Annotated in this window: 18 protein-coding genes and 1 pseudogene; 10 read left to right on the top strand and 9 right to left on the bottom strand. The window is 64.9% G+C overall.

Annotated elements, in window-relative coordinates; genetic code table 11:
- Positions 1 to 145: transposase (locus ACP69S_RS18615; protein ID WP_425999844.1), on the bottom strand; the 145-nt coding region annotated here is incomplete at its 3' end.
- Positions 146 to 464: 319 nt separating this feature from the next.
- Between ACP69S_RS18615 and ACP69S_RS18620 the strand changes: the two genes are divergently transcribed.
- The 3 genes from ACP69S_RS18620 to ACP69S_RS18630 all read left to right on the top strand — a co-directional run bounded on the left by ACP69S_RS18620 (position 465) and on the right by ACP69S_RS18630 (position 5,363).
- Positions 465 to 2,108: a ShlB/FhaC/HecB family hemolysin secretion/activation protein gene (locus ACP69S_RS18620; protein WP_425999793.1), complete on the top strand. Its 1,644-nt coding sequence runs from the start codon at positions 465 to 467 to the stop codon at positions 2,106 to 2,108.
- Between the two features lie 49 nt (positions 2,109 to 2,157).
- Positions 2,158 to 4,590 (top strand): filamentous hemagglutinin N-terminal domain-containing protein, encoded by a 2,433-nt coding sequence (locus ACP69S_RS18625; RefSeq protein WP_425999794.1) that lies wholly within the window; start codon positions 2,158 to 2,160, stop codon positions 4,588 to 4,590.
- Between the two features lie 146 nt (positions 4,591 to 4,736).
- A complete protein-coding gene (locus tag ACP69S_RS18630; protein ID WP_425999796.1) occupies positions 4,737 to 5,363 on the top strand; it encodes a L,D-transpeptidase in 627 nt (208 codons plus the stop codon).
- Positions 5,364 to 5,408: 45 nt separating this feature from the next.
- Here ACP69S_RS18630 and ACP69S_RS18635 read toward each other — a convergent pair.
- Positions 5,409 to 6,206, bottom strand: a pseudogene (locus ACP69S_RS18635) (IS630 family transposase); the annotation flags it as partial.
- A gap of 38 nt (positions 6,207 to 6,244) precedes the next feature.
- Between ACP69S_RS18635 and ACP69S_RS18640 the strand changes: the two are divergent.
- From ACP69S_RS18640 to ACP69S_RS18650, 3 genes are read left to right on the top strand one after another with little or no spacing between them, the layout of a single operon-like run.
- Positions 6,245 to 6,637 (top strand): PepSY domain-containing protein, encoded by a 393-nt coding sequence (locus ACP69S_RS18640; protein WP_425999798.1) that lies wholly within the window; start codon positions 6,245 to 6,247, stop codon positions 6,635 to 6,637.
- A gap of 20 nt (positions 6,638 to 6,657) precedes the next feature.
- Positions 6,658 to 6,912, top strand: a complete 255-nt coding sequence (locus ACP69S_RS18645) for a PepSY domain-containing protein (RefSeq protein ID WP_425999800.1) — start codon at positions 6,658 to 6,660, stop codon at positions 6,910 to 6,912.
- A complete protein-coding gene (locus tag ACP69S_RS18650) occupies positions 6,909 to 7,085 on the top strand; it encodes a hypothetical protein (protein ID WP_425999802.1) in 177 nt (58 codons plus the stop codon). The genes ACP69S_RS18645 and ACP69S_RS18650 overlap by 4 nt, the downstream gene beginning before the upstream one ends.
- 148 nt (positions 7,086 to 7,233) lie before the next feature.
- On the opposite strand, the gene ACP69S_RS18655 is transcribed toward ACP69S_RS18650, so the two are convergent.
- The 7 genes from ACP69S_RS18655 to ACP69S_RS18685 form a co-directional block, all read right to left on the bottom strand.
- A complete protein-coding gene (locus ACP69S_RS18655) occupies positions 7,234 to 9,252 on the bottom strand; it encodes a glycoside hydrolase family 97 protein (protein WP_425999804.1) in 2,019 nt (672 codons plus the stop codon).
- A gap of 141 nt (positions 9,253 to 9,393) precedes the next feature.
- Entirely contained in the window at positions 9,394 to 10,119 is a 726-nt protein-coding gene (locus tag ACP69S_RS18660; RefSeq protein WP_425999806.1) for a DUF6445 family protein, read from the bottom strand.
- Positions 10,116 to 11,156, bottom strand: a complete 1,041-nt coding sequence (locus tag ACP69S_RS18665; RefSeq protein WP_425999807.1) for a cupin-like domain-containing protein — start codon at positions 11,154 to 11,156, stop codon at positions 10,116 to 10,118. Before ACP69S_RS18665 ends, ACP69S_RS18660 begins: the two co-directional genes overlap by 4 nt.
- Positions 11,149 to 12,672 carry a tryptophan 7-halogenase gene (locus tag ACP69S_RS18670; RefSeq protein WP_425999809.1) on the bottom strand — a complete coding sequence of 508 codons (1,524 nt, stop codon included), beginning with the start codon at positions 12,670 to 12,672 and terminating at the stop codon, positions 11,149 to 11,151. The genes ACP69S_RS18665 and ACP69S_RS18670 overlap by 8 nt, the downstream gene beginning before the upstream one ends.
- 8 nt (positions 12,673 to 12,680) lie before the next feature.
- Positions 12,681 to 14,246 (bottom strand): tryptophan halogenase family protein, encoded by a 1,566-nt coding sequence (locus tag ACP69S_RS18675; RefSeq protein WP_425999811.1) that lies wholly within the window; start codon positions 14,244 to 14,246, stop codon positions 12,681 to 12,683.
- A gap of 73 nt (positions 14,247 to 14,319) precedes the next feature.
- Entirely contained in the window at positions 14,320 to 17,682 is a 3,363-nt protein-coding gene (locus tag ACP69S_RS18680) for a TonB-dependent receptor (protein WP_425999812.1), read from the bottom strand.
- Positions 17,683 to 18,280: 598 nt separating this feature from the next.
- Complete coding sequence (locus ACP69S_RS18685) at positions 18,281 to 19,765, bottom strand: MFS transporter (protein WP_425999814.1); 1,485 nt, start codon at positions 19,763 to 19,765, stop codon at positions 18,281 to 18,283.
- A 110-nt stretch (positions 19,766 to 19,875) separates the two neighbouring features.
- Here ACP69S_RS18685 and ACP69S_RS18690 point away from each other — a divergent pair, with 110 nt between their 5' ends.
- The 4 genes from ACP69S_RS18690 (at position 19,876) to ACP69S_RS18705 (ending at position 24,905) form a co-directional block, all read left to right on the top strand.
- The gene (locus tag ACP69S_RS18690; protein ID WP_425999816.1) at positions 19,876 to 20,889 is read left to right on the top strand and encodes a LacI family DNA-binding transcriptional regulator; all 1,014 of its coding nucleotides are present in this window, start codon (positions 19,876 to 19,878) and stop codon (positions 20,887 to 20,889) included.
- 250 nt (positions 20,890 to 21,139) lie between these two features.
- Complete coding sequence (locus ACP69S_RS18695; protein ID WP_425999818.1) at positions 21,140 to 21,799, top strand: hypothetical protein; 660 nt, start codon at positions 21,140 to 21,142, stop codon at positions 21,797 to 21,799.
- Complete coding sequence (locus ACP69S_RS18700) at positions 21,796 to 23,355, top strand: hypothetical protein (RefSeq protein ID WP_425999819.1); 1,560 nt, start codon at positions 21,796 to 21,798, stop codon at positions 23,353 to 23,355. The genes ACP69S_RS18695 and ACP69S_RS18700 overlap by 4 nt, the downstream gene beginning before the upstream one ends.
- Positions 23,352 to 24,905, top strand: coding sequence for a hypothetical protein (locus ACP69S_RS18705; protein WP_425999821.1), 1,554 nt, complete (start codon positions 23,352 to 23,354; stop codon positions 24,903 to 24,905). Before ACP69S_RS18700 ends, ACP69S_RS18705 begins: the two co-directional genes overlap by 4 nt.
- The last annotated feature ends 7 nt before the right edge of the window (positions 24,906 to 24,912 follow it).

Below are 24,912 nucleotides of genomic sequence, written 5' to 3' on the forward strand. Positions count from 1 at the left end.
TCCGCCGGGACCACTTGGCCGGTCGCCCCAGCCGAGACCGCGCCGGGACCAGCGGTTCCAGAACCGCCCATTCCTCGTCCGTCAGATCGCTTGAATACCGCAAGCCCTTTCGGGCATGCTTGCGCCGGGTGGTTTCGGTCCACATGTCAAATTCCGTTGTTGGTTCGCATCTCCAACAGAATCACAAGTGACTGAAATCACCCAACTTCATTTCGGGTCAGCCTCTAAGAAAAATGTCTCTATAATATTCTTCCCGTTTATAAATTTTCGAACCATGGTAGCCGGGACTGTAAATTTTCTAGAGCCTGTATTTCCCTCGGTGGGAAATTCTGACCGATCGACGGCCATATTCCCGTCACTCGACCATTGAGATATAACGTGCGTGTTCTCCGCTGCGTGAGAGCCGTTGCGCCCCGATACCGCGGCGGTACTACGAGGCGGCTATGTTGCGATCGAGTCTTATCATGGCGGCGCTGTTGGCGACGGTACAGAACGCCCAGGCCCAGCAACCCCCGGCGAGCGGGCAGTTGCAGCAAATCCCGCCTGCCGCCGTTCCCCAAAGGCCCGCTCCGGACATCCGCATCGAACGGCCGGCGCCGTCGATGGACGCCGTCTCTGAAGGCGCCCGGATCCGGGTGGATAGGCTGCGCGTCACGGGTGCGACCCTGTTTGCGGAACCCGAGTTGGTGGCCGCGACGGGCTATACTCCGGGACGCGACCTTACCCTTCCCGAACTTCGCAATGCGGCCGCGCGGATCACGCGCTTCTACAACGATCACGGCTATGTGCTGGCTCAGGCCTACCTCCCGGCCCAAGACGTCCTGGCGGGGACCGTGACCATCGCCGTGGTCGAGGGCCGTTACGGCGCGATCGCCCTGCGCAACCAATCTAGCGTGTCCGACGCCGTGGCCGGGCGCGTGCTGAACGGCTTGAACCGCGGCGCTCCGGTCGCGATCGCGCCGCTCGATCGGCGCCTGCTGCTGCTTTCTGACATTCCTGGCGTCCTCGTCCGTTCGACCCTGTCTCCGGGCGCTGAGGTGGGCTCCTCGGATCTCACCGTTGACCTGACCCGGGCGCCCCGGATTTACGGCAGCCTCGAGGCCGACAACGCCGGCAATCGCTACACCGGCGCCTACCGGTTCGGCGGCTCGGTCAATGTCGCCAATCTGACCGGCATGGGCGACCTGATCAGCCTGCGCCTGCTCGCCTCGACCGAAGGTCTGGCCTACGGCCGCGCCGCCTGGCAGGCCCCGCTAGGCGACGCCACCGTCGGCGTCGCCTATACCCATATGCAGTATGACCTGGGCCACGAGTTCTCGGCGCTTGACGCCAGCGGCGCGAGCGATATCGCCAGCCTGTTCGCCAGCTACCCGCTGATCCGCTCGCGAGCCGCGAACCTCTACGCCGTGGGTAGTCTCGACGCCAAATTCCTCAGAGACGAGATCGGCCTTGTCTCCCAGGTGTCGGACAAGACCATCCGGGGCGTGACGGTTGGCCTGCGGGGGGACTCGCGCGACGGATTTGGCGGCGGCGGCTGGAACACAGGTTCCCTGTCCTGGACGTCCGGCGGCCTCGACATCGAAAGCCCTCTGGAGCGGGCCGCCGACGCGGCGAGCGCGCGCTCGCAGGGCGGGTTCAACAAGCTGCAGTACGCCGTCTCCCGACTTCAGACTGTGCGTGGACCGCTCTCGGTCTATGGCGCGGTGCGCGGACAGATCGCCACAGACAATCTCGACAGTTCCGAGAAGATGGAGCTCGGCGGCGCCTATGGGGTGCGCGCCTATCCGGAAGGCGAGGCCTACGGCGACCAGGGCTATGTCGCCACCCTGGAGGCCCGATGGATGCTGAACGCGTGGACGCGACCCCTTCCGGGCCAGTTGCAGCTCATCGCCTTCGTGGACGCGGGCGAGGTTGACTTCGCTAAGGATCCCTGGTTCGCCGGCCCCAATCACGCCCGGCGCAGCGGGGGCGGCCTCGGCGTCAACTGGTTCGGTCCTGACAACCTCAGCGCCCGCGTCGCCTATGCCCGCCGTTTCAACGACCAGGTTTCTACCTCGGGGCCTGACCACAAGGGCCGTGTTTGGTTCCAGATCGTCAAGCTGTTCTGATGACCATGGCCGCCTCGCCCCTCGCGCCTCTCCCGAAATGGACGTTCCGATGACCAGACACCGTCACACGACCGCCGGCGACAGCATCGTCGCGAGGCGTCGAGGCGATTTCGCCGGCCGCAGGGCCGCCCTCGTCGCTTCCAGCTGTCTGGCGGGGGTGGCGGCCTACGCCCTGATCGGCCTAGGCGCCGCGATAGCCCTGGGGACCGCGGCGCAGGCCCAGACCCTGCCGACGGGCGGAGCGGTCACCGGGGGCGGCGCGACCATCACCACCGGTCCCGGCGCGGTGACGATCAACCAGTCGACCCAGAACGCGGCGATCAACTGGCAGAGCTTCTCCATCGGCCAGGGCGGCAGCGTCATCTTCGTCCAGCCCAATAGCCGTTCGGCGGCGCTGAACCGCGTGGTGGGCGCGGACGCCTCGGCGATCCTGGGCAGCCTGACCTCCAATGGCCAGGTGTTCCTGATCAATCCCAACGGCGTGCTGTTCGGACAGGGGGCCCAGGTCAATGTCGGCGGACTGGTCGCTTCGACCCTGGGAATTACCGACGCTGACTTTATGGCCGGGAAGTACAGGTTCTCGGGCAGCGGAGGGACGGTCCGCAATCAGGGCGCGATCGTCGCGGCGGGCGGCTTCGTCGCCTTGCTGGGTGGCCAGGTCAACAATGATGGACTGATCCAGGCCAATCTTGGCACGATCGCCCTGGCGTCAGGCGAGGCCATCACCCTCGACGTCGCCGGCGACGGGCTGCTCAATGTCGTCATCGATAAAGGCGCGGCCAACGCCCTGATCCAGAACAGCAACCTGCTCCAGGCCGACGGCGGCCGGGTGGTGATGACCGCGCAGGGCGCGGGCGACTTGCTCCGCACGGTCGTGAACAACACCGGGGTCATCCAGGCGCGGACGATCGGTCAGCGTAACGGGACCATCCAACTGCTCGGCGACATGCCGAGCGGGACGATGAACGTGGCCGGCGTCCTTGATGCAAGCGCGCCCGGCGGCGGCGGTGGCGGGTTCATCGATACCTCGGCTGGAAACGTGAACATCGCGACCACGGCCCGGATCACCACGGACGCCCCCACGGGCGCGACCGGGACCTGGCTGATCGATCCGGCCGACTTCACCATTGGCGCGGGCGGCAATATCTCCGGCGCCACCCTGTCCGCCCAGTTGGTCACCACCAATGTCGTGATCAGCACGATGACGGGTCCGGGCGCGAGCCTTCCTGGCAACGGAGACATTCACGTCAATGATGCGATCGCCTGGACAGCGTCGTCCACGCCCACCACCTTGACGCTGAACGCCAACCGCGACGTCAACATCAACGCCGCGATCACCGCCACCAAAGGCAATCTGGTGGTCTGTTGCGGGCGCAACGTGAACGTCAATGCCCCTATCACCACGGTAAACGGCAGCGTCCTGCTGAACGCCGGCCAGAACGTCAACGTGTTTCACGCGATCACCACCACGGACGGTAACATCGCCCTGTGCGCCGGGCATGACATCCATATCGACGCCGCCGTAACCCTGACCCGCGGCAGCACCATTCCGGCCCAGAGCCTGGGCCTGCCGGTCGGCCTGACCCTCATCGCCGGCGCGGACGGGACGGGCCCGGGCGTGGGCGCCGGCACGATCATTTTCAGCCCGTTGGCGCCCCGCGTCACGGTCACGGCCACCCCAGCCACGATCAACTACAATCCGGTTTCTTATGCGACGCCGTCGGACTTCTCGACCCGCTTCACCCTGACCGAGGGCGCTGCGCTGCGGCAGCGGATGCTGCTGTTCCCGAACGGGAGCCGGGTGTTCGACGGCGGGACGGCCACGACCCTCTCCGGCTTCACGACCACGGCGGCGTCGGGACTGCCCGCGGGCGTCACTCTGGTGGCAGGCCCCGGCGCCAGCGCGACCTTCGATTCGGCCGCCGCCGGCGCTGACATCGGGATCACCTACAGCGGCCACAGCCTGTCCGGGGCGAATGCCGATCAATATGCCTTGGCCGGCTTCTGTTGCGTGTCGACGCAAAGAACACGAGGAACGATCTCTGCGACGGTCACGACGCCACCTCCGCCGGTGACCCCGCCCGTGGTCCCCCCGCCAGTCACCCCTCCAGTCACCCCTCCAGTCACCCCTCCAGTGGTTACTCCGCCAGTGGTTCCGCCCGTGGTGGTGCCCGTGACGCCTCCCGTCACCCCGCCCGTAACGCCGCCGGTGACGCCGCCCGTGATGCCCCCAGTGACCCCGCCTACATCGTCTCCGGCCTCGACCGCCTTCTACCCGATCATCACCCCAACCCCGACCTTCCCCGCATCGCCCGATCTGGCCCTTAACGTGGTGAGTGGAGGCGTACGGATGCCTCCTTACGAATCGACCCGCATCTCTCCACCGGTGGAGGAGGTCGTTCGGGGGCTGGAAAAAACCGCCCCGGTCGCGCCGCGTCCCCCGCTGGTCCCAGTCTATCCCCCAAAGCAGGATCGCAATTGACGATGCGGTGGCCAGCGCGTTCGCGCTGGCGGTCCGTCCGGCGTGAGACGCTTGATGCGCGCGAGCCCGGCGGCCGACCCCGCATGCCGGGACGGTGGACGGCGGCGGCGGGACTGATCTCGGGTCTCGCCTTGGGCACAGCCAGCATGGCGGCCGAGCCCTATCGAGCGGCAGGCGCCCCGGGCGCTGCCGTGGTGGCGCCCGGGGCATCCGCGGCAAGCGAGGTTGCTGCTTGGGTGCGGAAGACGGCTGACAATCAAGGGCTGCCCTTCCTGATCATCGACAAGGTCAGCGCGCAGGTTCTGGCCTTCGACCCACAGGCCCGGCAGCTGGGGGCCACTCCCGCCCTGTTGGGCCTGGCGCACGGCGATATCTCGCCGCCCGGCATAGGTCATCGCTCTCTGTCCGCCATCACTCCGACGGAACGCATCACCCCGGCTGGGCGGTTCCTGGCCTCGATCGGAGAGAACCTCGGCGGCAAGAGCATTCTGTGGATCGACTATGACAGCGCCCTGTCCCTACACCCGGTCGTCACGACCCGGGCGGCCGATCGGCGGCTGGAGCGCCTCGCCACCGCCGCACCCGATGACAACCGGATCTCCTATGGTTGCGTGAACGTGCCCGCAGAGTTCTACGACAAGATCGTGCAACCCGCTTTCAAGGGCACAGTGGGCGTCGTCTATATCCTGCCAGAGTCTCAATCCCTTGCGCAGGTGTTTTTCGCGAATCCAAGGGTCGTCAGATCGGTCTCCAGCGTAACACCCAACGAATAAGCCGCCTCTTAAAGCCTCCCTCAAAACCCACGCACCCAGCTAGACCTAGTGGACTGATTCCAACGTTTGGTGCCCACGGGCGGCGGCGGCGATGATCTTGTTGGGGTCGGCGGTCCAGACGAAGGGCTTGGGTTGCTGATTGTGGTCGGAGACGAAGCGGTTGATGGCGGCCTGGAGGTCGACGACGCCCTTGAACACGCCGCGCTTGAGGCGGCGCTTGGCGGGGACCGCGAAGAAACGCTCGACGGCGTTGAGCCAACTGGCCGAGGTGGGGGTGAAGTGGAAGGTCCAGCGCGGATGACGCCCCAGCCACGCGACCACCTTGGGATGCTTGTGGGTGGCGTAGTTGTCGAGGATGGCGTGGATCGCCTTGCCAGCTGGAATCTCGCGCTCGACGGCGTTGAGAAAGCGGATGAACTCCTGATGCCGGTGGCGCTGCATGCAGCGACCGATGACCTTGCCTTCGAGCACGTCGAAGGCGGCGAACAGGGTGGTCGTGCCATGGCGCCTGTAATCGTGGGTCATGGTTCCGGCCCGGCCCTTCTTCATCGGCAGCCCCGGCTGGGTTCGGTCCAGGGCCTGGATCTGCGACTTCTCATCGACGCTAAGCACCACGGCGTGGGCGGGGGGATCGACATGGAGACCGACGATGTCGCGAACCTTGGCGGCGAACCTGGGATCATTGGACAGCTTAAAGGTGCGGATGCGATGCGGGTCCAGGCCATGGGCTTTCCAGATCCGCTGCACCGAGGTCAGGCCCACGCCCGCCACCTTGGCCATCAGTCGGCCGGTCCAATGGGTGGTCTCGCCGAGCGGCTCGCCCAGGGTCAGGGCGACCACCCGATGCGGCGGGCCTGCCGGGTTATTTGTTCTTTGGCGCCATGGGCCTGTTGTTCGTCGTCTCGACCGTCTCGGGCGTGGTGCTCTATGCCCCCTTCATGAAGAAGCAGCCGTTCGGCGTGTTCCGCACCGACCGCAGACGACGAACGGCCTGGCTGGATCTGCACAACCTGTTGGGCGCTGCCACGATGATCTGGGTCCTGACAGTCGGCGTCACCGGGGCGATCAACACGGTCGCCGGACCGCTGGAAGCTGCTTGGCAGGCCAGCGCCATCTCGACCTTCGCTGCCCGCTACGAGGGACGCCCCATGCCCAAACAGATGGCCTCGGTCGATCAAGCGATCCGCACGGCGCCTGGCTTTGTCAGCTGGCCGGGCACGGCTACAGCGGCGACCATCACTATGGGGTCTTCATGGTTGGTGACACGCCGCTGACCGAGCGGCTGTAACGCCCCGTGCTGATCGACGCCGAGACCGGCGTTCTGACGGCTCGCCCTCAGTCGCCGTGGTACATCACCCTGCTTCTGGTCAGTCAGCCTCTGCACTTTGGCGACTACGGCGGCTTGCCGCTGAAGATCCTTTGGGCCGTGCTGGATCTCATAGCCATCGCCATCCTCGTCAGCGGGATCGTGCTCTGGCTACGCAAGTCGGGCGACAAGGGACGTCTGGAGCGTCTCGAAACGGCCCATGCAGCGGTCAGCCTCCCATGAAGAAGCTCTATCCGCTTCGTCCCTTGCTGGCGCCGGCGCTGCTGGCGCCGATGACGGCCTTCGCGCTGCTGGCGGCGCTCCTGAGCGATGGCGTTCTTGAGACGATTTCCCTAGTCCTGCTCGCCGCCGTCGTGGGGGAAGTCCTCGTCAGCCTCCTCTGGCGGAAGAGGTGATCGACGGGCTGTGGCCCGCCATCTCCGCCGGGTGCTGCTTTAACCGTCTCTCGCCACCGATCTCGTGGCCGGCCTACCTCCATCAGAGGAAGGCGTTGGTGACTGCCGAAGAAACAGGCCCCGCATACGTGCGATTTTGGGGGGGCGCCTAGTCGAGCGCCATGAAGCGAACTGCCGCACCGCCGCCGGGGGCCATATCCAAGTCCAGGCTGTCCCCGCTCGTCACCAGCTTCTTTGCCGTCTCAAAAGCGTAGGGATTGGTGTCGTAATGGGCGCCGGGGCCATCGCGATAGATCTGGGCCTCATAGCGCTTGCCCGGCGCTAGGAAGTCCAGGGGCTGGCTCAACTTGCGGGCTGTCTCGTCGGTCAGGGCGCCCAGGAACCAGTCCTTCCCGCCGCGTGACTGGCGAGCGACGACGATGTAATCACCGATTTCGCCTTGCAGGGTTTTCGACGTCTCCCAGTCAGTGGGCACGTCGCGGATGAACTTGAAGGCGTCTGGCTTTTTCTCGTAGTTTTCAAGCACATCAGCGGCCATCTGGATGGGACTGTAGAGGACCACATAGAGCGCCAGCTGAGTGGCCAGGGTCGACTGGCCGCGCCGGGTCAGGTCGGCCTTACCGTGGATCACGTCGAAAATCCCGGGCGTGTAGTCCATCGGTCCGGCCAACATTCGAGTGAAAGGCAGGATCACCGTATGCTCGGGCGGATTGGTTGGATTGCCCCAGGCGTTGAACTCCTGCCCCCGTGCACCTTCCCGACTGACCCAGTTTGGCCAGGTTCGGCGCAGGCCGGTATCCTTGACCGGTTCGTGGGTGTCGATGGAGATGCGGCGCTTTGCGGCTACCTCGACGACGTCTTGGTGATGGCGAACCATGTACTGGCCGGCGAACCACTGCTTGCCGCCCTTCTCGTCGACGATGTCGCCGCTGTGGCGGACATAGCCGGTCTTGATGGCTGAAACACCGATGCTCTCGTAGAGCTTCATGGCGTCCTCCAGCTGGGCGGCGTAGTTGGGCACGCCGCCGCCGGTCTCGTGGTGGCCGATCAGCTTGACGCCCTTGGTCTTGCCGTAGTCGGCGATCGCCTTGATGTCGAAGTCGGGATAGGCCTTGGTGAAACTGAACTTGTCGCCATTGGCGATCCAGTCGCCGTCCCAGCCTTCATTCCAGCCCTCCACCAGCACGCCGTCGAAGCCGTTCTTGGCCGCGAAGTCCATATGGCGCTTCACATTGGCGGTGTTGGCGCCGTGCTTGGGGCCGCTGCCCCAGGTGGATGTCTGCAGGTGCATCTCCCACCAGATGCCCACATATTTGCCCGGCTTGATCCAGGAAGTGTCGGCGATCTTGCTGGGCTCGTTGAGATTGAGTTCGAGGCGACTGTCAGCCAGGGCGCCCGCGCTGTCGCCGATCAAGACCGTGCGCCACGGCGTCGTGAACGGGCCGGTCTTCCTGGCCAGAGTCCCGTCCGCCCACGGCATCAACCAGGCCTTCAAGCCGCCTGCGCCATCACCGGCCAGCAGCATGCTGGGATAGTCGACCAGAGCGGCCTCGTGGAAGGCCATGTGTAAACCGTCCGAACGCTTCAATGTCAGTGGCGTCTCAGCCAGGGTGACCCGGCGGGCGTCGGTCTGCTTGTAGAGATATTCGTCCCGCTCCTGACCCAGGCCTTCGTACCACCAGGCGCTATAGGCCCCGACCGGCTTGAACTCGGTGCGCTCTTCGGTCACCGCGACGGCTTGGCCGGAGGGGATAGCGGTATAGGCATAGCGGAAGCCCAGCCCGTCATCGAACAGCCTGAAGGTGACCTCGAAGCTCTTGTTCAAGGCCGTATCCCCAGCCAGGGACACCGTCAGTTCCGCATGGCTGTCGCGGATAAAGCGTTGCTCACCCCAGGGCTGCTCCCAAGTGCTATCGGACGCCGCACGCTTGGCAGTTGTGATGGCGTCGATCCGCGCCGCCGGTTCTCCCGCGAAACTCAGGCCAAGGGCCGAGGGCGCCAGCACCGGCTTGCCCTGGCGGCTGACCTCATAGAACGCCTGTCCGCCCCTCGTGAACACGCACACCTCGATCACCTTTCCAGGCGACTGGGCGCATTCGCGTTCGGCGGCCTGCGCGATGGCCGGGCTGGCCAGGGCGGCAAGCAGGGCAAGAGCTCGGAAGGTCATCGAACGGTCTCTTTCGTCGGAAAAAGGCGTCCCGGCTCCACGCAGAAAGGAGCCGGGACGCAGGGGGGAGGCATTTCTGTCGCCGCCCACACACAGTGGCGACGGCCAGATTCGGTGATCAGATGGCGGGGTGAGCGCGGCTCATCCGGAGTCCGCCGCTTCGATGAAACCGTTCGAGGTCAGCCGCCCCCGGGCGGGATCATCGCTACCGGCGTCCGGTCCAAGCAGGGCCGAATGCAGGACGTGGTTGCGATAGACGATCAACCGGTTGAAGACCTTCTCGGCCTCCCCGATCAACTCGTAGTTGGCCAGCGTGCCGTCGGCATAGGCCGCAGGACCACAATCGGCCGCCGCAAGCTCGGCCTGAATAGCGGCGAGATAGGCGCCGTGTCGCGTGGCGTCGACTGATTGCAAGCCAGTGGCCCTGTGGCGGAAGAAGCCTGTGCCGCCGAACGGTCCCCGACACAGATAATGAACCATCGCCAGGCGACCGGGGTCAGGTCCATCGCAATGCGGGACTTTCTGGATCGATGACGCCTCGCGGGCGCTGCTCGTCGCCAAGGCGAAGAAGCCGAAATATTTGACATAGACCTCGCGCGACAGGCCAAAAGCCGCCTCAATCGGGCCGCGCAGGGCCGTGACCACCATGCGGTAATAGGCCTCCGGCAAAACTGCGTTCAAACCCGGATAGTTGGTGTGCGGCGGCGCGTAAAAGCTCGCCGCCCGCGCCGCTTCAATCATCGCGTCCGGATCATCCAGCACGTTATCGACAACCAACAGCGGTTGTTGCTCGACGCCGATGCGCCGCAGTTGAACCTTGATGTCCGCGCCCAGCCGCAGAGGCGCAACGGCGATGGCCGCGGTCATGTCGGTGACCTCAGATGGGCCATCTTCAGCCGCTGCTTCAGAGCCGCGCGAGTGGAGGGGCTCATTGGGCCCAACGCGCCTTGCAGAGCTGGCGGGATGTGGGCCGCCGCATCGCCGCGTTCGCCAAACACATGGTTGGCGAACATTTCGTTCCAATAGGCGCGTTCGCCCGGCGGCAGGTGTTTCAGGGCTAGCACGGCGTTGAGAAAGACGTCGTTGGCCCGCTCCAGCCCGACAGCCGTATCGCCCCACCAGTAGTTGACCATGGCGTTATAGGGCTCAAGCGAGGTGACATGGTGCCACCAGTATTTGGGCACAAACAGCGCCTCGCCGGGCTCTAGAAAGGCAACTTGGGCCGCAGCGAAGGCCTGACGGTACTTCGGGAAGCGCTCCAGGTCAGGGGCCTCGGGATTGACCAGCGACAGCGGCGGCGGGTTGTCCAACGGGCCGACATAGAGGTTGCTGACCTGCTCGGGCGGGAACAGCAGAAAACGGCGACGGCCGGCCAGCACGCAGGCCAGGTTGTGGTCGCGGTCATTGTGGGTCTGGGTCCGTACTGGTCCACCAACCCAAAGGCGCGGCGTCACTTGCGGAGGCAGCAGCGGCATCAGATTCTGCAGCACGAACTCTGGCAGATGGCTGATCAGGTGCAGCATCTGGATGGCCACGAACGGTGCCTCAGGTTCGCCCATCAATCGCTCGATACGGTCGAGGGTCTCGCTGATGCCCGCCTGCCGCTTGGAGAAGGCGAACTCACGCATGTCGGGGCCATAGGCGAACCAGCCGCCGCTGCTGGCTGGCGCTTCCATGACCGGCGCGGGCGCGCCGCGATCCATGCCTTTGAGGTAGGCGTTTATCCGATGGACGGACTGCCGCCCAGCCGCCAGGGCTGGCCAGGACGCCAGCACGCCCTGCAGGACCACCGGCCTCTCAACCCGGACGATCGCCTCGAAATCCTGGGTCGAAGGGGCCTGGCGGATTGCCACACGCGGCAGGGCGTCGATGTCCAGACTTTGGGGGAAGGCTCCGCTATCCATGCAGCGGCCCGCCGTTCCAGGCGTCTCGGGCATCGTCGCGCCGACAGAAGCTTTCCAGATAGAGGTCGTGAGACGGCTGTTTGAGGACCTGATCCTTGATAAAGCCCAGAATACGCCGGAACTCACCCTTCATGACCTCGGGCGGTGTGCGCTCGATCATCGGATTCCAGCTTTCCGGCGTCAGGCCGCAACCGACGAACAGCGCCCGCCAGCTATCGGGCAGGAAAGTCTCGTTCTCGTAGGGCGCAACCTCGCCACGCGCCTGGAAGGTCTTGATCTTGTGGAGCAGCTCCGGCGCCGCCTTGGCCTGCCGCGCCTGAGTCCAGAAGGCCGAGGCGCCGTAGCGACTGAGCCCATAATAGGCTGACTGGAAGTCGCGAATGCGCTCGAAAAGCTCTCGCGAAATGCGATTATATTCAACACGCTCCGCCGAGAAGCTCCCAGCAGCCGGAAACAGGCTCAGCAGATGGACGAGCCCCAGCTGGACCGCCTGTAGATCGACGCCGTGTACAGGGTCAAACGTACAGGCCGCCTCACCGATCGCGACGCAGTTGCGCTCCCAGGCAACCGCGCGTCGGCCGGGATCGGAGACGGTGACGGAGACTTCCGACAGCCGTACGCCGGAAACCGTAGCCGCCGCCTGCAAGGCTTCATCGTCGCCGCAAAGGGCGCTGGAATAGACCTGGGCGACATGGGTTTCGGCCTGGCTGGGATAGAGCCCAACCCAGCCCTTGGTCCAGGCGCGAACCTCGGCATAGGCGGGGATCGAGGCGAACCCCGGGCCGCGTGCGGTCATGACCCGATCGGCCGGGAAATTCTCCCGCCAGCTTTCGCGCGGCACGCCCAGCGCCTGGCCAATCAACAACCCCTCGCCGCCCGTTGCGTCGACAAAGAATTGGCCTTCGACCCGGCGGCCTTCACCTAACTCCAGCGCCAGGATGTCGCCTGTTTCAGGATCCAGGCTTGCAGCCACGGCGTCGGCCGGATGGATCGCAACGCCCTGCTCCGCCGCGAGCGTCCTGAGGGCGCGAACATAGCCGAGGCCCGGCAGATGGTAGGCGTAATCGGTCCGGCCGTAGACCTCGGTGGCGTCATCGGGCAACACCATCCGGCCGTGCTTGGCCGCCGCCGCCGTCAGGGAGAAATCCTCCAGCGCCACGCCCAGGCCAAAGTCCCGCGCCTTCAACCAGAACGGGAAAAAGTCGTGGTTGTCGATCGGCGCGCCGTACGAACCATGCGCGTGGAAAAACGCCGGCGTCATGCCGACGGTGTCGGTGAAGTTCTGGCCCAGAGAAAAACTGCCCCGCGTGGCCCGCAGCAGCGCCGCCTCGTCGATCCGTAGCTGATTGTGCAGAGCCTCCAGCGGAGGCAGCGTCGTGTAGACATCCGCTGCGCCCAGCTGGCTGGGAAGCTCAACGGCGATGACCGTCACACCGGCGGGCGCCAACGCGGTGTGCATCACATTGGTCGCCAGCCAAAAGGCCGCGTCTCGACCGACGATGACAACGCTGTTCACGGGCGCGCTCATCCCGCCACCGCCAGAGCGGGGACGGCTGCTGTCCCTGGGCAATAGCCGGCCACGAACGCAGCGTGCGAGGACATCGCCCCGACATTTGCGTCGATGCGCGCCTTCAGGTCGCGCATCCGGGTCTCCAGCTCTTCCAGGCCAAGCCCATCAGCCAAGCGGTCATAGGCGCGGGGTGTCAGGTTCTGGCCAAACAGCACCGACAACCAGCTGTCGCGTGAGAACAGGCCTTGCTCGTACTCCGGCGCCCAGGCGCGGGATTCGAACAGGCTGATCTTGTGGGCCAGACTGTCGGGGATCTGCATTGTCCTGACATGGTCCCACAAGGCCTCGCCGTGACGCTGGTTGACGCGATAGTGCAGGATCAGAAAGTCGCGCACCCGGTCATACTGAATCTCGAACAGGCGATTGAACTCGGCGATCAGGCGCGGGTCCATCCGGTCGCCCTCGCCCGGTGTCGGCATCAGGTTGATCAGGTCGATCACGGCGGCCTGGATCAGGAAGATGCTGGTCGATTCCAGGGGCTCGAGGAAGCCGCTGGCTAAGCCCATGGCCACGACGTTGCCGCGCCAACCCTGCTTTCGCCGACCGGCCTGAAATTTGAGGAGATTGGGCTCGGCCTGGGCCGCGCCATCCAGCTGGGCTAGCAAGGTGTCGCGCGCCTTCTCCTCGTCGATGAACCGACTGGAAAAGACATAGCCATTGCCCGTGCGGTGCTGCAGCGGGATACGCCAGATCCAGCCCCCCTCCTGGGCTGTCGAGCGCGTATAGGGGGTGAACGCCCCTGCCCGTTCGCATGGCACGGCCAGCGCCCGGTCGCAGGGCAGCCATTCGCTCCAGTCGTCCCACTCGGCCCGCATAACACCGCCAAGCAGCAGCGATCGGAAGCCCGTGCAGTCGATGAAGAGGTCACCCTCAATTCGCGCGCCAGACTTCAGGGTCAGGGCCTCGACGTGACCCCGTTGGCCGTCGCGGGCGATGTCTTGAACCAGACCCTCAATGCGCCTGACGCCGCGCTCCACTGACCAGCGACGCAGGAAATTCGCATAGAGGCCCGCGTCGAAATGGTAGGCATAGGCATAGGTACAGCGGATCGACTTGGTGTCCTGGTTGGGAAACTCAAAACCGTTCTGGCGACACGCCGCGACGGCGTAGGAATAGTCCTGCAATGAGCCGGGTTTCTGCCCGGCCTGCTGGGCACGCATCCAGTGGTGCTGGAAATCGACGCCGCCCCAAGGCTCGCCGAACACGCCAAAAGGATGGATATAGCTGTCACCCGCTGCGCTCCAGTTGCGGAACTCGATGCCCAGTTTGAACGTGCCCTGGGTCTCAGCCATGAACTGGGCTTCGTTGATACCCAGCAGGTCGTTGAAGATCTTGATGTGCGGCAGGGTGGCCTCGCCGACCCCTACCGTGCCGATTTCGTCGGACTCGATCAGGGTGATGTCGTAGCGGCCGGCGTCGAGCAGGCGCGACATGCCCGCAGCGCACATCCAGCCCGCAGTCCCTCCGCCGACGATGACAACCTTCAGCCTCTTCGTCGGTTCTGATCGGTCTATCTGCATGATCGGGTCACCCGGTCAAAGTCAGAGCCTGCGCCGCCACGAAACCCTCGTGACGGCGCATCCCTGAACAGGACTAGTATTTGAAGCGAACGCCCAGTTGCAGGCGGCGATCGTTGCGGATCCAGGACGAGTCGACCTTCACCGCCTTGGCGCCGGGAGTCAGCCCGGAGTCGCCAAAGATCTGCTGCTGGAACTTGTTGGTGGTGTTCAGCAGGTTGGACCCCTCGACCGAGAATTCGAGCTTGTCGCTGATCTGATAGCGAACCGAGCCGTCGAGGAACCCGCTGGCCTTCTGCCACATGGGCAAACCGATACAGCAGTCCAGATTGTTGGTCAGGAACTCCGAGCGCCAGTTGTAGGCCAGGCGCATGGCGATCGGACCTTTCTCGTAGAGGCCTATGATGTTGTAGGAGTCGTCCGAGATCCCGGCGAGGCGATGGCTGTCGATAACCGCGCCATTGACCTGAAGACCGCCGCCGAAACCCACCGTGCCGCCGGCCGCATAGCCGGGCTGAACCGCCAGGTTTGAGTTGCTGATCCCTTCCTGTTTGGTGTGTGTCCAGTTGAGCTGGACACCCAGGCCGCTCCAGACCCCGGGCAGGAAGTCGAAGAAGGTCTGATATGCGACCTCGAAGCCTTTCAGCTTGCCGCCGCCCTCGCCATTGCGGGGCCCCCGCACCAACACGTTCTGGGTCGAGCCGTTATTGGTGAACGAGCGCGCGAACTCACCGTAGGCGATGCTGCCGTTCAGTTCCTTATAGAAAGCGGCGATCGTGAACGAGCTGTTTTCGGTGAAGTAGTTTTCGTAGGTCAGGTCAAACTGGTCTGCGGTAATGGGTTCCAGCGCCGCAAAGCCGGAGTCTGCGTTGAACTGGAAGTTATAGCCCACCACATTAGCCGGGATGTGCGCCGCCGTCGGCGAGTTGTAGATTACGAAAGGCGAGTCTGGCGAAGTGTTGAACGCCGGGCTTTGCACCCCGACGAAATTGCGCAGTAGGCCAAAGTCAGGCCGCGACATGGCGCGCGAGGCGCCGAAGCGAACGAACTGCTTGTCAGTAAGGCCAAACCGCACATTGAAGCTTGGCAGGACATTGCTGTGCTTCTTGCTGAATTTGTTAAGCGCCGAACCACCATTGCTGAAGGCCAGCAATTCGGGCTTGAGCCAGCACGAGATGTTGGTCACCGAATTGGGGCCAAGCGGCGCGCTACAAGGCACCGCGGCGGCGGTCTGATACCAGCTGTTGGTCGGGAAGGCGACGCCGCCATCGCTTGCTAGGTCAGTCTCCACATAGCGGACGCCGAGGTTGCCCTGAACGGTTATGCCGTTGAAGATCGTCTTGTCCGCGCCGCCGAAGCGAAGCATGGCGTAGCCGGCCATGGTCTCCTCGGTGACGTCCAGCATTTCAGGCGGCGTGAAACAGCCTGAGGTGTTGGCGGCGCGCTGACAAAGCGGCGTCCATTGGAACGGCGAGTTGGTCGTCGCCCCGCTGAGCGCCTGTACGTGCCGGGCACGGTCGCCAAGCACCTCGTTGCTGAGGAACACGACGTCGCCGTTGGGGAAGACCGAGCCATTGTAGAACTCGTTGAGGTTTCCTGTCGTCCAGATGTTGGCTCCGTAGCCCTTGAAGGTGTCTGTGCGCCCGCAAGCGGCATAGGAGGCTGGGGCCGTATTGTCGGCATTGAAGCCTGGACCATTGCAGTTCCAGGGCGCGGCGACGGGAGACCAATTGTATGTCGAGTACTTTACGTGCTGCTTGCGCTCAGCGTAGCGAACGCCGACCTTCAGCGAGTTGATCCAGCCGCCGTTATCGAAGCTGTATTCAGCATCGCCGCGCAGGGCCAGTTCGGTCGCCTCGTTGTCTTCGTAGTGATCCTGAATGAACGGGATCCAGTAATTGTGCGGGTTTGCCAGACCACCCGTCGCGTAATTGACGTTCGAGCCTGGCAGCAGCTTGATCTGCGGGGTTCCATCGCCGTTGCGGCCATACTGCGCGTCGGCCATCGAGCGGTTAGCGACCAGGATGTCATAGTTGCTGGTGCTGGCGTCGATATACTGCGCGTCGAACGAGGCGTGCAGCTTGTCGGTGACGTCCCACTGCAGGTTAGCCGAGAGATCCTTGGTGCCTTCTTCGTGACCGAAAATCCGGGCCTGGTTCTCGAGGTAGAGACCTTGGCGCTGGGTGGCGCAGGAAGAGCCCGCGCCGCAATAGTTCACGAAAGGCATGCCGGGGACCGCCGAACCGCGGTTGATATCGTCCTGGGTGCTGCCGCCCCAATCGCCGGTGGGCTGGGTCAGGACGCCAGACTCGAGCATGCCGTCAGCGCCGAAGGTGAAGGCTGGCGTACCGGAAGCCGGCGCGATGAAGGCCGAGGTCTGGGGCGAGTAAGCCGGTGACGCCCACAGGCCAAACATCGTGACGTTGGCGCTGCGCTCCTTCCACGCGTTCTTGTAGTAGGAGTCGTTGTACTGGACCGTCAGCAGGACGCGGTCGTCATTGCTCTCGTACTGGAAGGCCAGGGCCGTGCCGTGGCGCTTGCGGTCATAGACCACCTCCGAAAAGTTCACCTGGCTAGGCATATAGCGCCAGCCAGAGCCACCATACGGGTTGGCGGTGCAGGGGATGAGGCCATCAGCGCCAACGATCGGCTTGCCGGCGGCGTTGTTGTTGCCCGCCGAGCAGAAGGTGCCGATGCGTTGCATGACAACGCCTTCGGTTTGAGTCAGGACGTGGGAATTGGCGTAGTTAGCCATCAGACCAAAGCGCCCGACGTCGGTATCCCAGATGTTGCTGATGATGCCCGAATATTCGTAGGTCGCCTTCTCTGACCGGTCGCCATAGTTGGCCTTGCCGGACAGGGAGAGCACAAAGCCCTTGGAGTCGAACGGCACCCGCGTGCGCAGATTGACCACGCCGGCGATGCCGCCTTCGATCATCTCGGCGGTCTGGTTCTTGTAGGAGTCGACGCCTGCCATCAGTTCCGGCGAGATGTCGTTGAAGTTCAGGCCGCGATTTGCGTCGGCCGAAAAGCTGTCGCGACCGTTAAATTCGGTGCGCACCTGGGTCAGGCCGCGGATCAGCACGCTGGCCGGCTCGGCCGAGAAGTGGGAGCTGTCATCGCTGGACTGCAGGCGCGACACCGTGATGCCCGGCACCCGTTGCAGGGCCTCGGCCACCGACTTGTCGGGGAAGGCGCCGATGTCGGTCGCGGTGATCGAGTCGACGACGGTGTCGGCGTTTTTCTTGATCTCCTGCGAGGTCGCGAGAGACTTGCGGACGCCGACAACGACGACCTCGTCCACTGTGTCGGCAGGATTGCTAGCAGACGTCGTCTGCGACCAGGCCGGCGCCGCGACGCCCATGGCCGCCAAGGCCGCAAGCGACACGCCGCCCCGCAGGACAGCCTTGCGGCTGTGGCTGAAACTAAATTTCCTCATCCCTCTTCTCCCTCTTTTTTCCCGCGCCTTGATCGCGCGTGGTTCTCTCGATGAAGGCCGCGCGCTGGTGGGCGCGGCTTTGCGTCTGGTATCAGGGCTCGGCGCATTGGCGGCCGGCCTGGAAACTTCGCTAAAGACCTTCACGTCGCGAGGCGGCGCGAACGCCGGCGCAAACACGACAAGCGACACGGTCGGTCGACCGACACGCTTCAAGGGCGATGATCGCCCTCGCCATTCCCCTCCCCGTTCGCAGCGCCGCTTGGGTCGCCAATTTGTTCACGGCGCATTATTTGCGTTACGCCCGATCAGCGCAGGCCGAGACTCAAACCCCCGAGCCGCGACTTGCATAACTTTGCGCTAATTTGCGTTGGGTGCAATAGGGTTTTTGTGCCGTATATCAGCAATTATCCGCTCATTCCGGCGGATTTTACTGCAATTCGACGGCGCTGCCCCGCATTTGATGCAAAATTTGCGCTGAGTAAGCGATTACGTTAACGCAAATGTTGCGTAAATTGAAAATAGACTTGGTCGGCGGCTACGGCCACACTCCGCTGCAAAGGGCGCCGCGATATCGTGCAGTCCTGCCGTTAGCTCGGCTTCAGGGTTGCCTGTCGCCTGTGTCGCGAATGGCGAGGGCGCTGACCGCGGCCAGAGCAAAGGCCGCAGCGGCCAGACCCAAGGCCAGGATCGCCTCGCCCTTGAACAGGCGGCCGACAACCGGACCCAGCACGGTGGCGGCGATCAGTTGCGGGATCACCAGGAACAGATTGTGGATGCCCATATAGACGCCCATTTTCCGAGGCGGCGCGGCGCAGGACAGCATCGCATAAGGTGCCGACATGATGGACGCCCAGGCGCAGCCGATGCCGACGATCGGCAACCACAGCAGCTTGGGATCATCAATCTGCACGAAGCCGACAAAGCCCAGTGCGCCTAGAGCCAAACAGAAGGCGTGGCATGCGGGGCGACCAATCCTTGCCGCGAGAAACGGCAGCAGCAGCGCTACCAGCGCCGCCACGCCGTTATAGCCGGCGAACAGGATACCCACCCAGTCCGCGCCCTGATTGTAGGCGACGGAGGATGGGTCGGTGGTGTGGTAGTGCCGCGTGGTGACAGCTGGCGTGGTGTAGATCCACATGGCGAACAGGCCAAACCAGGTAAAAAATTGGACGACCGCCAGTTGCCGCAGCACTTTGGGCATGTGGAGGATGTCCTCGACGATCTCCAGCACGCCCAACGAGACGTGACCCCGACGCCTCAACCAAATCGCCATCAGTTGGGCTACGCCGAAGCCCGACGAGACCGCTGCCAACAGATAGATTTCCCGACCCCAGTGGCCCAGGGCGGCCAGGGCGCCGACCACCAGCCCGCCGATCGTCCAGAGCACGCCGCTCTTCAGCAGCACCGCTGCGCCCTCGGCCGTGGACGGCACATGCGTCGGAGCTTCCGCGTCGATCATCTCGGGCGGGTTCTCCCGGGTCGTGAACACAGTCCACAGCACGGCGATCAGCAGGCCGACGCCCCCAACATAGAAGGCCACACGCACCGACTGCGGCAGCACACCTGGGGCGGCCACGCCGGACACGCCGAACCCGTGGGTCAGCACCCATGGCAGGGCCGAGGCGAAGACCGCGCCCGTGCCAATGAAGAACACCTGCATGGCAAAGCCCGTCGTGCGCTGCTCTTCGGGCAGGGAGTCGGCGACGAAGGCGCGGAACGGCTCCATGGCGACATTGATCGACGCGCTGAGCAGCCACAGCATTACGCTGGCGCTCCACACCGTGGTGGCATGGGGCATAAGGAACAGCGCCGCGGCCGTCAGGATTGAGCCATAAAGCAGGTAAGGGCGACGACGGCCAAGCGGACCCCAGGTCTTGTCGCTGAAATGACCGATGATCGGCTGCACCAGAAGACCGGTGGCCGGCGCTGCGATCCACAGGATCGCCAGTTCGTTGACGTCGGCGCCAAGGGTTTGAAAGATACGGCTGGTATTGCCGTTCTGCAGCCCCCAGACGATCTGAACGCCGAACAGACCGCAACACATGTTCCAGATTTGAAAGAGGGAAAGACGCACCTTTGTCATGCGCAGCGGCCCCGCCGTCGCTTTGCGGAAGTCTTGGCGCTCACCTTGCAAAGGCTTCCCTTCGGTGCGTTAAGGAAGTTCGACGTGGTTTTCTTATTTACTTGGACGTGATGGGCAGCGGTAGCACAAACAATACGACGCTGGAGGACCTTGCCAAGCTCGCGGGCGTTTCCGCGTCGACGGTGTCTCGCGCCCTCAACGATCATCCTTCCATTAGCACGCGGACCAAACAGCGCATCTGGGCGATGGCGCGCGAGCTGGACTATCCGTTTCGCCGCTACATGCCCTCCGGCCCGATTGGCTCCGAAGGCTCGATCGCCATCGTCACGCCGCGTACCCATGGCCGCCCCCTGCCCCTGTCCCACCCGTTCTTCCTGGAGTTGCTGGCCAGCATCGGCGAGGCCGCTCGTGATCGCGGCTGCGACTTCACAGTCAGCCACACCTCGCCCGCAAATTACGACGACCTGCTGCTGGCCACGACGACCAGCCGCGCCAATGGCGTGATCTTCCTGGGCCAGAGCACTCTGCACGAGGCCTTCAACCAACTGGCAGGCACCGACGCCCGCTTCGTGGTCTGGGGCGCCCAGATGCAGGGGCAGAAATACTGCTCGATCGGCTCGGACAACCTGTTGGGCGGCAGGCGTGCAACGCTGCATCTGGCCCGACTGGGCCGCAAACGCATCGTCTTTCTTGGCGAGACCGATCCCGAGGCGCTGCAACGTCGCGCCGGCTATCTGGAGGCGTTGAAAGAAAGCGGGCTGGAGGTCGATAACGGCCTGATCGCTCCCGTCGACTTTGAACTGGAGTCGGCCGAGGCGGCGGTCAACGCTCTCGTTCGTCGCAAGATCCCCTTCGACGGCATCGTCGCCTCCAGCGACCTGATCGCGCTGGGCGCCATCCGCGCCCTGCGCCGGGCGGGCGTGTCGGTGCCCGAAGATGTCTCTGTGGTCGGCTATGACGACATGCTGCTCAGTCGCCTCAGCACCCCGGCTCTCAGCACCATCAAGCAGGACACCTACAAGGCGGGGCGACTGTTGGTCTCTAATGCTTTGGACGCCAAGGGCGAGACCCGGCCGGAACGCCTGCCCACCGACCTGATCATCCGCGAGTCCTGCGGCGGCTGACATCGCGCGGGCCGTTATAGCTGTTTCGGCTGCGCGCAATCGTCGGCCGGTGGCCGCTCTGCGGCTCCTGGTCGACCTCGGCCACCCACACTCCTCGAACGTCACCGTCAGCGACGACTTGATCGCTCCTAAGGTCACGCTCGTTCAGGTGCGCTTCATACAAGAAGGGGAATGCTTGGGTCCACGTAGACAGCGAGCTTCCTAACGGGGTCGCAATCTTTACCGGCCTAACGGCGACGAGGATCAAGCAATGGCGGACGGCCATTTTCCAGACGTCGAACTTTTGCGACGGGAACTCGCGGCCCTAATCCTCGAATGGGCCGGGCAGGCGGTGAAGGACGATCCCGACGGCCCGATGTCGACCGCCCTGACTCGCGCCGTGAGCGAGGCCGCTCGCAGTGCGGTCGCCGAACAGCATCAGATCCTGGCAGCCGATACCGCCGATCGGATCGCCGAGGCCCTTGAACGGCGCAGCACGGTCGGCCGCCTTGGCCTCTGGCGCGCGCCTCCCTGGGGGCTCGGCCTGATCGCCGTCACCGTGACGGCGCTGCTTGTCATCGCTTTCCTCTTGGGCCTGCAATCGGGCCGGGTGAGTGAAGCCGTGCCTGCGGCTTCTGCAGAAACCGCCGTAACGGCTCCGCCGATCGCGCCGCTGGCCCCGGCAGCCGACGAACCGCAGCCGACATCCTCGACGCCTCGCGTCGCGACACCGCAGCCCCCCGCAAGCTCTCCCCGCCCCGAGCGCGCTGAGCGCGCTCCCTCCAAGGCCGCCAAGCCGGCCTCTAGGCCCCCGCCGCGCGAAGTGGGTCGCCCCGCTCCGGCCAGCGATGAGACTTCGCCTCGTTCGACCCAACCGGTTGGCGCGCCCACACCCAACCCGGCTGGGCCGACACCCGGGACGATGCGATGACCGCCACGGTTCCGCCCGCCGATCGGTTGTTCCCGACCGCTGTCATCGGCCCCAAGGCTCAGGGCCGAAACTATGGCCTGCGCCGCTATGCTGGCCCTCGCTTGACCTCTGAAAGCCAGGCGCGTCTGGCTGACTTCGCCCTCTCGCTGGCGGGATGGGCCATGCTGCGACGCCATCGTTTTGTGGCCATGTTGCCACTGGCCGTCGACGGCTCGTCCTTCGCCGTAGTCCGGGCCCGCCATCTCGGAGAGGGCGAACTGGGTCCTGTGGCCATCGCCCATCTGCTCCTTGTCGACGGCGCCCTGCTTGAAACCCTGAACTGGGCCTCGCCCCGCCTGCTGCGCCTGTTGCCCGAGCCAGAGGACGCCGCCTTTGGTCTTGAGCCAATTCAGATCTCGCTCGACGGCCTGGCGAAATCCATCGCCCGGCCGATAGCGGCGGCGCGCGTCGGCTGGGGCGACCTCGCCATTGACGTCGGCGACGAGGATCCCGAGGCGACGCTCTGCGCCCTGATCGAGGGTGTCGACCTCCCGGCCCGCCGCGCGCGCCTGACGGGATGGGCCAGCACCAGCCTGATCGCGCCGGCTGGCGATCTCGACCCCGCCTCGACGTTTAGGCTCGTGACCCACGCCTCAGCGGAAAGTCCGGCGGCCTTCCAGGCCACTCATGAGTTGCTGTCCCTCAGGGCCCTTGCCGAGCCTTCCCTGTCCTGGAAAGCGTGGCTGAAGCTCGCCTCTATTGCTGAGCGGGAACCAGCGGCCGCCGCCCTGCGCACGGCGCAATGGTCCCAAGACAAGGCTCGCCTGGCCGCCGCCGATGTGATGTTCGAGGAGATCGCCTCCGCGTGCGCCGAGCTGACGCCTGCGGCGATGATCGATTTGCTGCGCGCAGTGATGCGTCACGCCGGCGACGCCGATGCCGTCAGCAAGGCGTTGCGTAGTGGCGTGTCCGAGACGTTCAACGCCTTGGTCGCCGTCGCCGACGCGCAAGGCGCCGCGTTCTATGTGCGCGGGCTCATCGAGGGCGAGGACTCCACCGCCTTGGCGGCCCTGCCGGGCCTGGGCGACGTGATGGCGAGGCCCGCTGTAGCGACCTGGTTGGGCGACATCGCCCACCGCCTCGACCTCGCTGAAGTCGTCCGCCTGTGGGCGGCGCGGCTCACGACCGACCCCGCCTTCGCCGATGCGATGACCGTGGCCGGCCCCGTCTTCCTCGACGCCCTTCTCGACGCCGCCTTGTCGAACATCGAGGACGAGGAGACGCAGCGGCTCGCCGGGACCCTGTTGCGCCTGCAATGCCTGCGTCCGGCTATGGACGGAGCTCGTATTCGCTTGGCCCTTTCGGCCCTCCTCGCCAGGCCGCCAAGTAGCGCCGACGCCGCCCTCGCCGACCCGAGCGTAGTGGGGGCCGCCAAGGCTTTCGCCCCCGAGCTATCGGCCACGCTGACGACGCGGGCCATTCCCACCGGTTTGCGCCAGGCCCGACACCCCGCCGATTTCACCCGGGCCGCCTGGGCATTGGTCGCTGTAGCGCACGCGGGGAGGACGGCGCGATGATCTATTGCGAGATCTGCACCAACGAGTTCTCCAGCGAGGACTTCGGCGGCTGCCCGCACTGCGCCTTGGCTGATGGGCGCGCGGTGACGCCGGCTGTCCGCGCCCTCGACAGCCCCACCCCCGGAGTCACCATGGGCGAGGTGATCGACACTCTTCGCCGCATGGGGCCGCCAGAGACGCCGACCACCGAGCCACAGGCGCCTGAAGGTCTAAGCCAAAGCTTGCGCGCGCTTGTCGAGCAGAAGGTCGACCAGGCCGCTGCCGCCGCGCTGGAACCCCCGTCCTTCGTGTCTGCGCCGCTAGAGGCAGAGCCCGCCATCAACGGCCCCATCTTCGGCCAGACCGGTCGCGAACTGGACATTGAGACCCTGCGCCGCATCCGCGAATCCGGGGTGTTCACGATGGTGCTGTTGGGCTTTCCGACTGCCGGAAAGACCTGGTTCCTCAACCGGCTGAAATATGAGTTGCAGGAGGGCGACGCCTACGCCTGTTATCCGCGCCGCGCCCCGCCGGGTGATGTGGAAAACACCGTATTGTTCACGGCCCACCGCTTTCGCAAGGGCGCCCACGACTTCTACGTCATCGACATTCCGGGTGAGCGCTTCCAGCGCGCTGTGGAGGGCTCGTTCCTCGGCGAGTCCAACGCCCTGATGCGACACGTGATCTATACCGGCCAAGCCTTCCTGACCTTGCTGCCGGCCGACGAGACCCTGCTTTCGGAACTCGCCCACGACGTTCTGTGGCGCCGCGACGCCGCTGGCGGGACCGCGCCCGTACAAACAGCGAGCCTGCCGCCGACCCAGGCGCTGATCGACCGGGTCGACGTTCTAAAGCGCATGATCTTGCTGACCCGTAAGGCGGCGGACGCCGGCGACGCCAAGGCCCAGGCCAAGCTCAAGGCTCTGGTCCGCGAGCGCAAGCAGCTGTTGGAGGGCGGCGTGGAACAGGCTCTGCAACGCCTGGCCTCCAAGCATGAGGAGCTTGGTGAATATATCAGCGGCGTCGGCCTCATGGCTCAGCTCATGGTCGTGATGGAAGAGCGCGGCGGGCCGGACCTGGACCCGTCGATCGACGCCTACGCGGTGTTCGATCGCAGCCGCGACGCCGAACGGAAGAAACCGACCAAGCCGATGTTCATCGTCCTTTCCAAGAGCGACGACCTCACCCACCGCTCGGATGCGGTTCAACTGCCAATTCGAAGGTTGCTGCAGGGACATCCGCGTGCGGCCCAACTGCTCCGCAGCCTCCGGAGCGAACCGCGAAAAGCCGACGCCTATGCGATCCTCAGCGCCCTGCGACCTGGGGTCGCCCGCCAGATCGACGAGTGGTTCGCGCTCGCCAGCTTTCAGTTCGCCACCGCTTTCGAAGGCGCGGCGCGCGGGTCGAAGACGATCAATTATCGGCTGAGCCATGTCGGGGTTACCGATCTGATCCGGGCTCTGCTGCGCCTGAAGGATCACACCGACAAGCGACGCGCCTGGGAGGGCGTCGCGGGCCTGTTTCGAAGACGTCCGCCGGTCGAAAACTCGCTTGCCGAGCGGGCGCCGTGAACCGCCC

This window comes from Caulobacter sp. DWR1-3-2b1 (assembly GCF_049895765.1).
Lineage (GTDB): Bacteria > Pseudomonadota > Alphaproteobacteria > Caulobacterales > Caulobacteraceae > Caulobacter.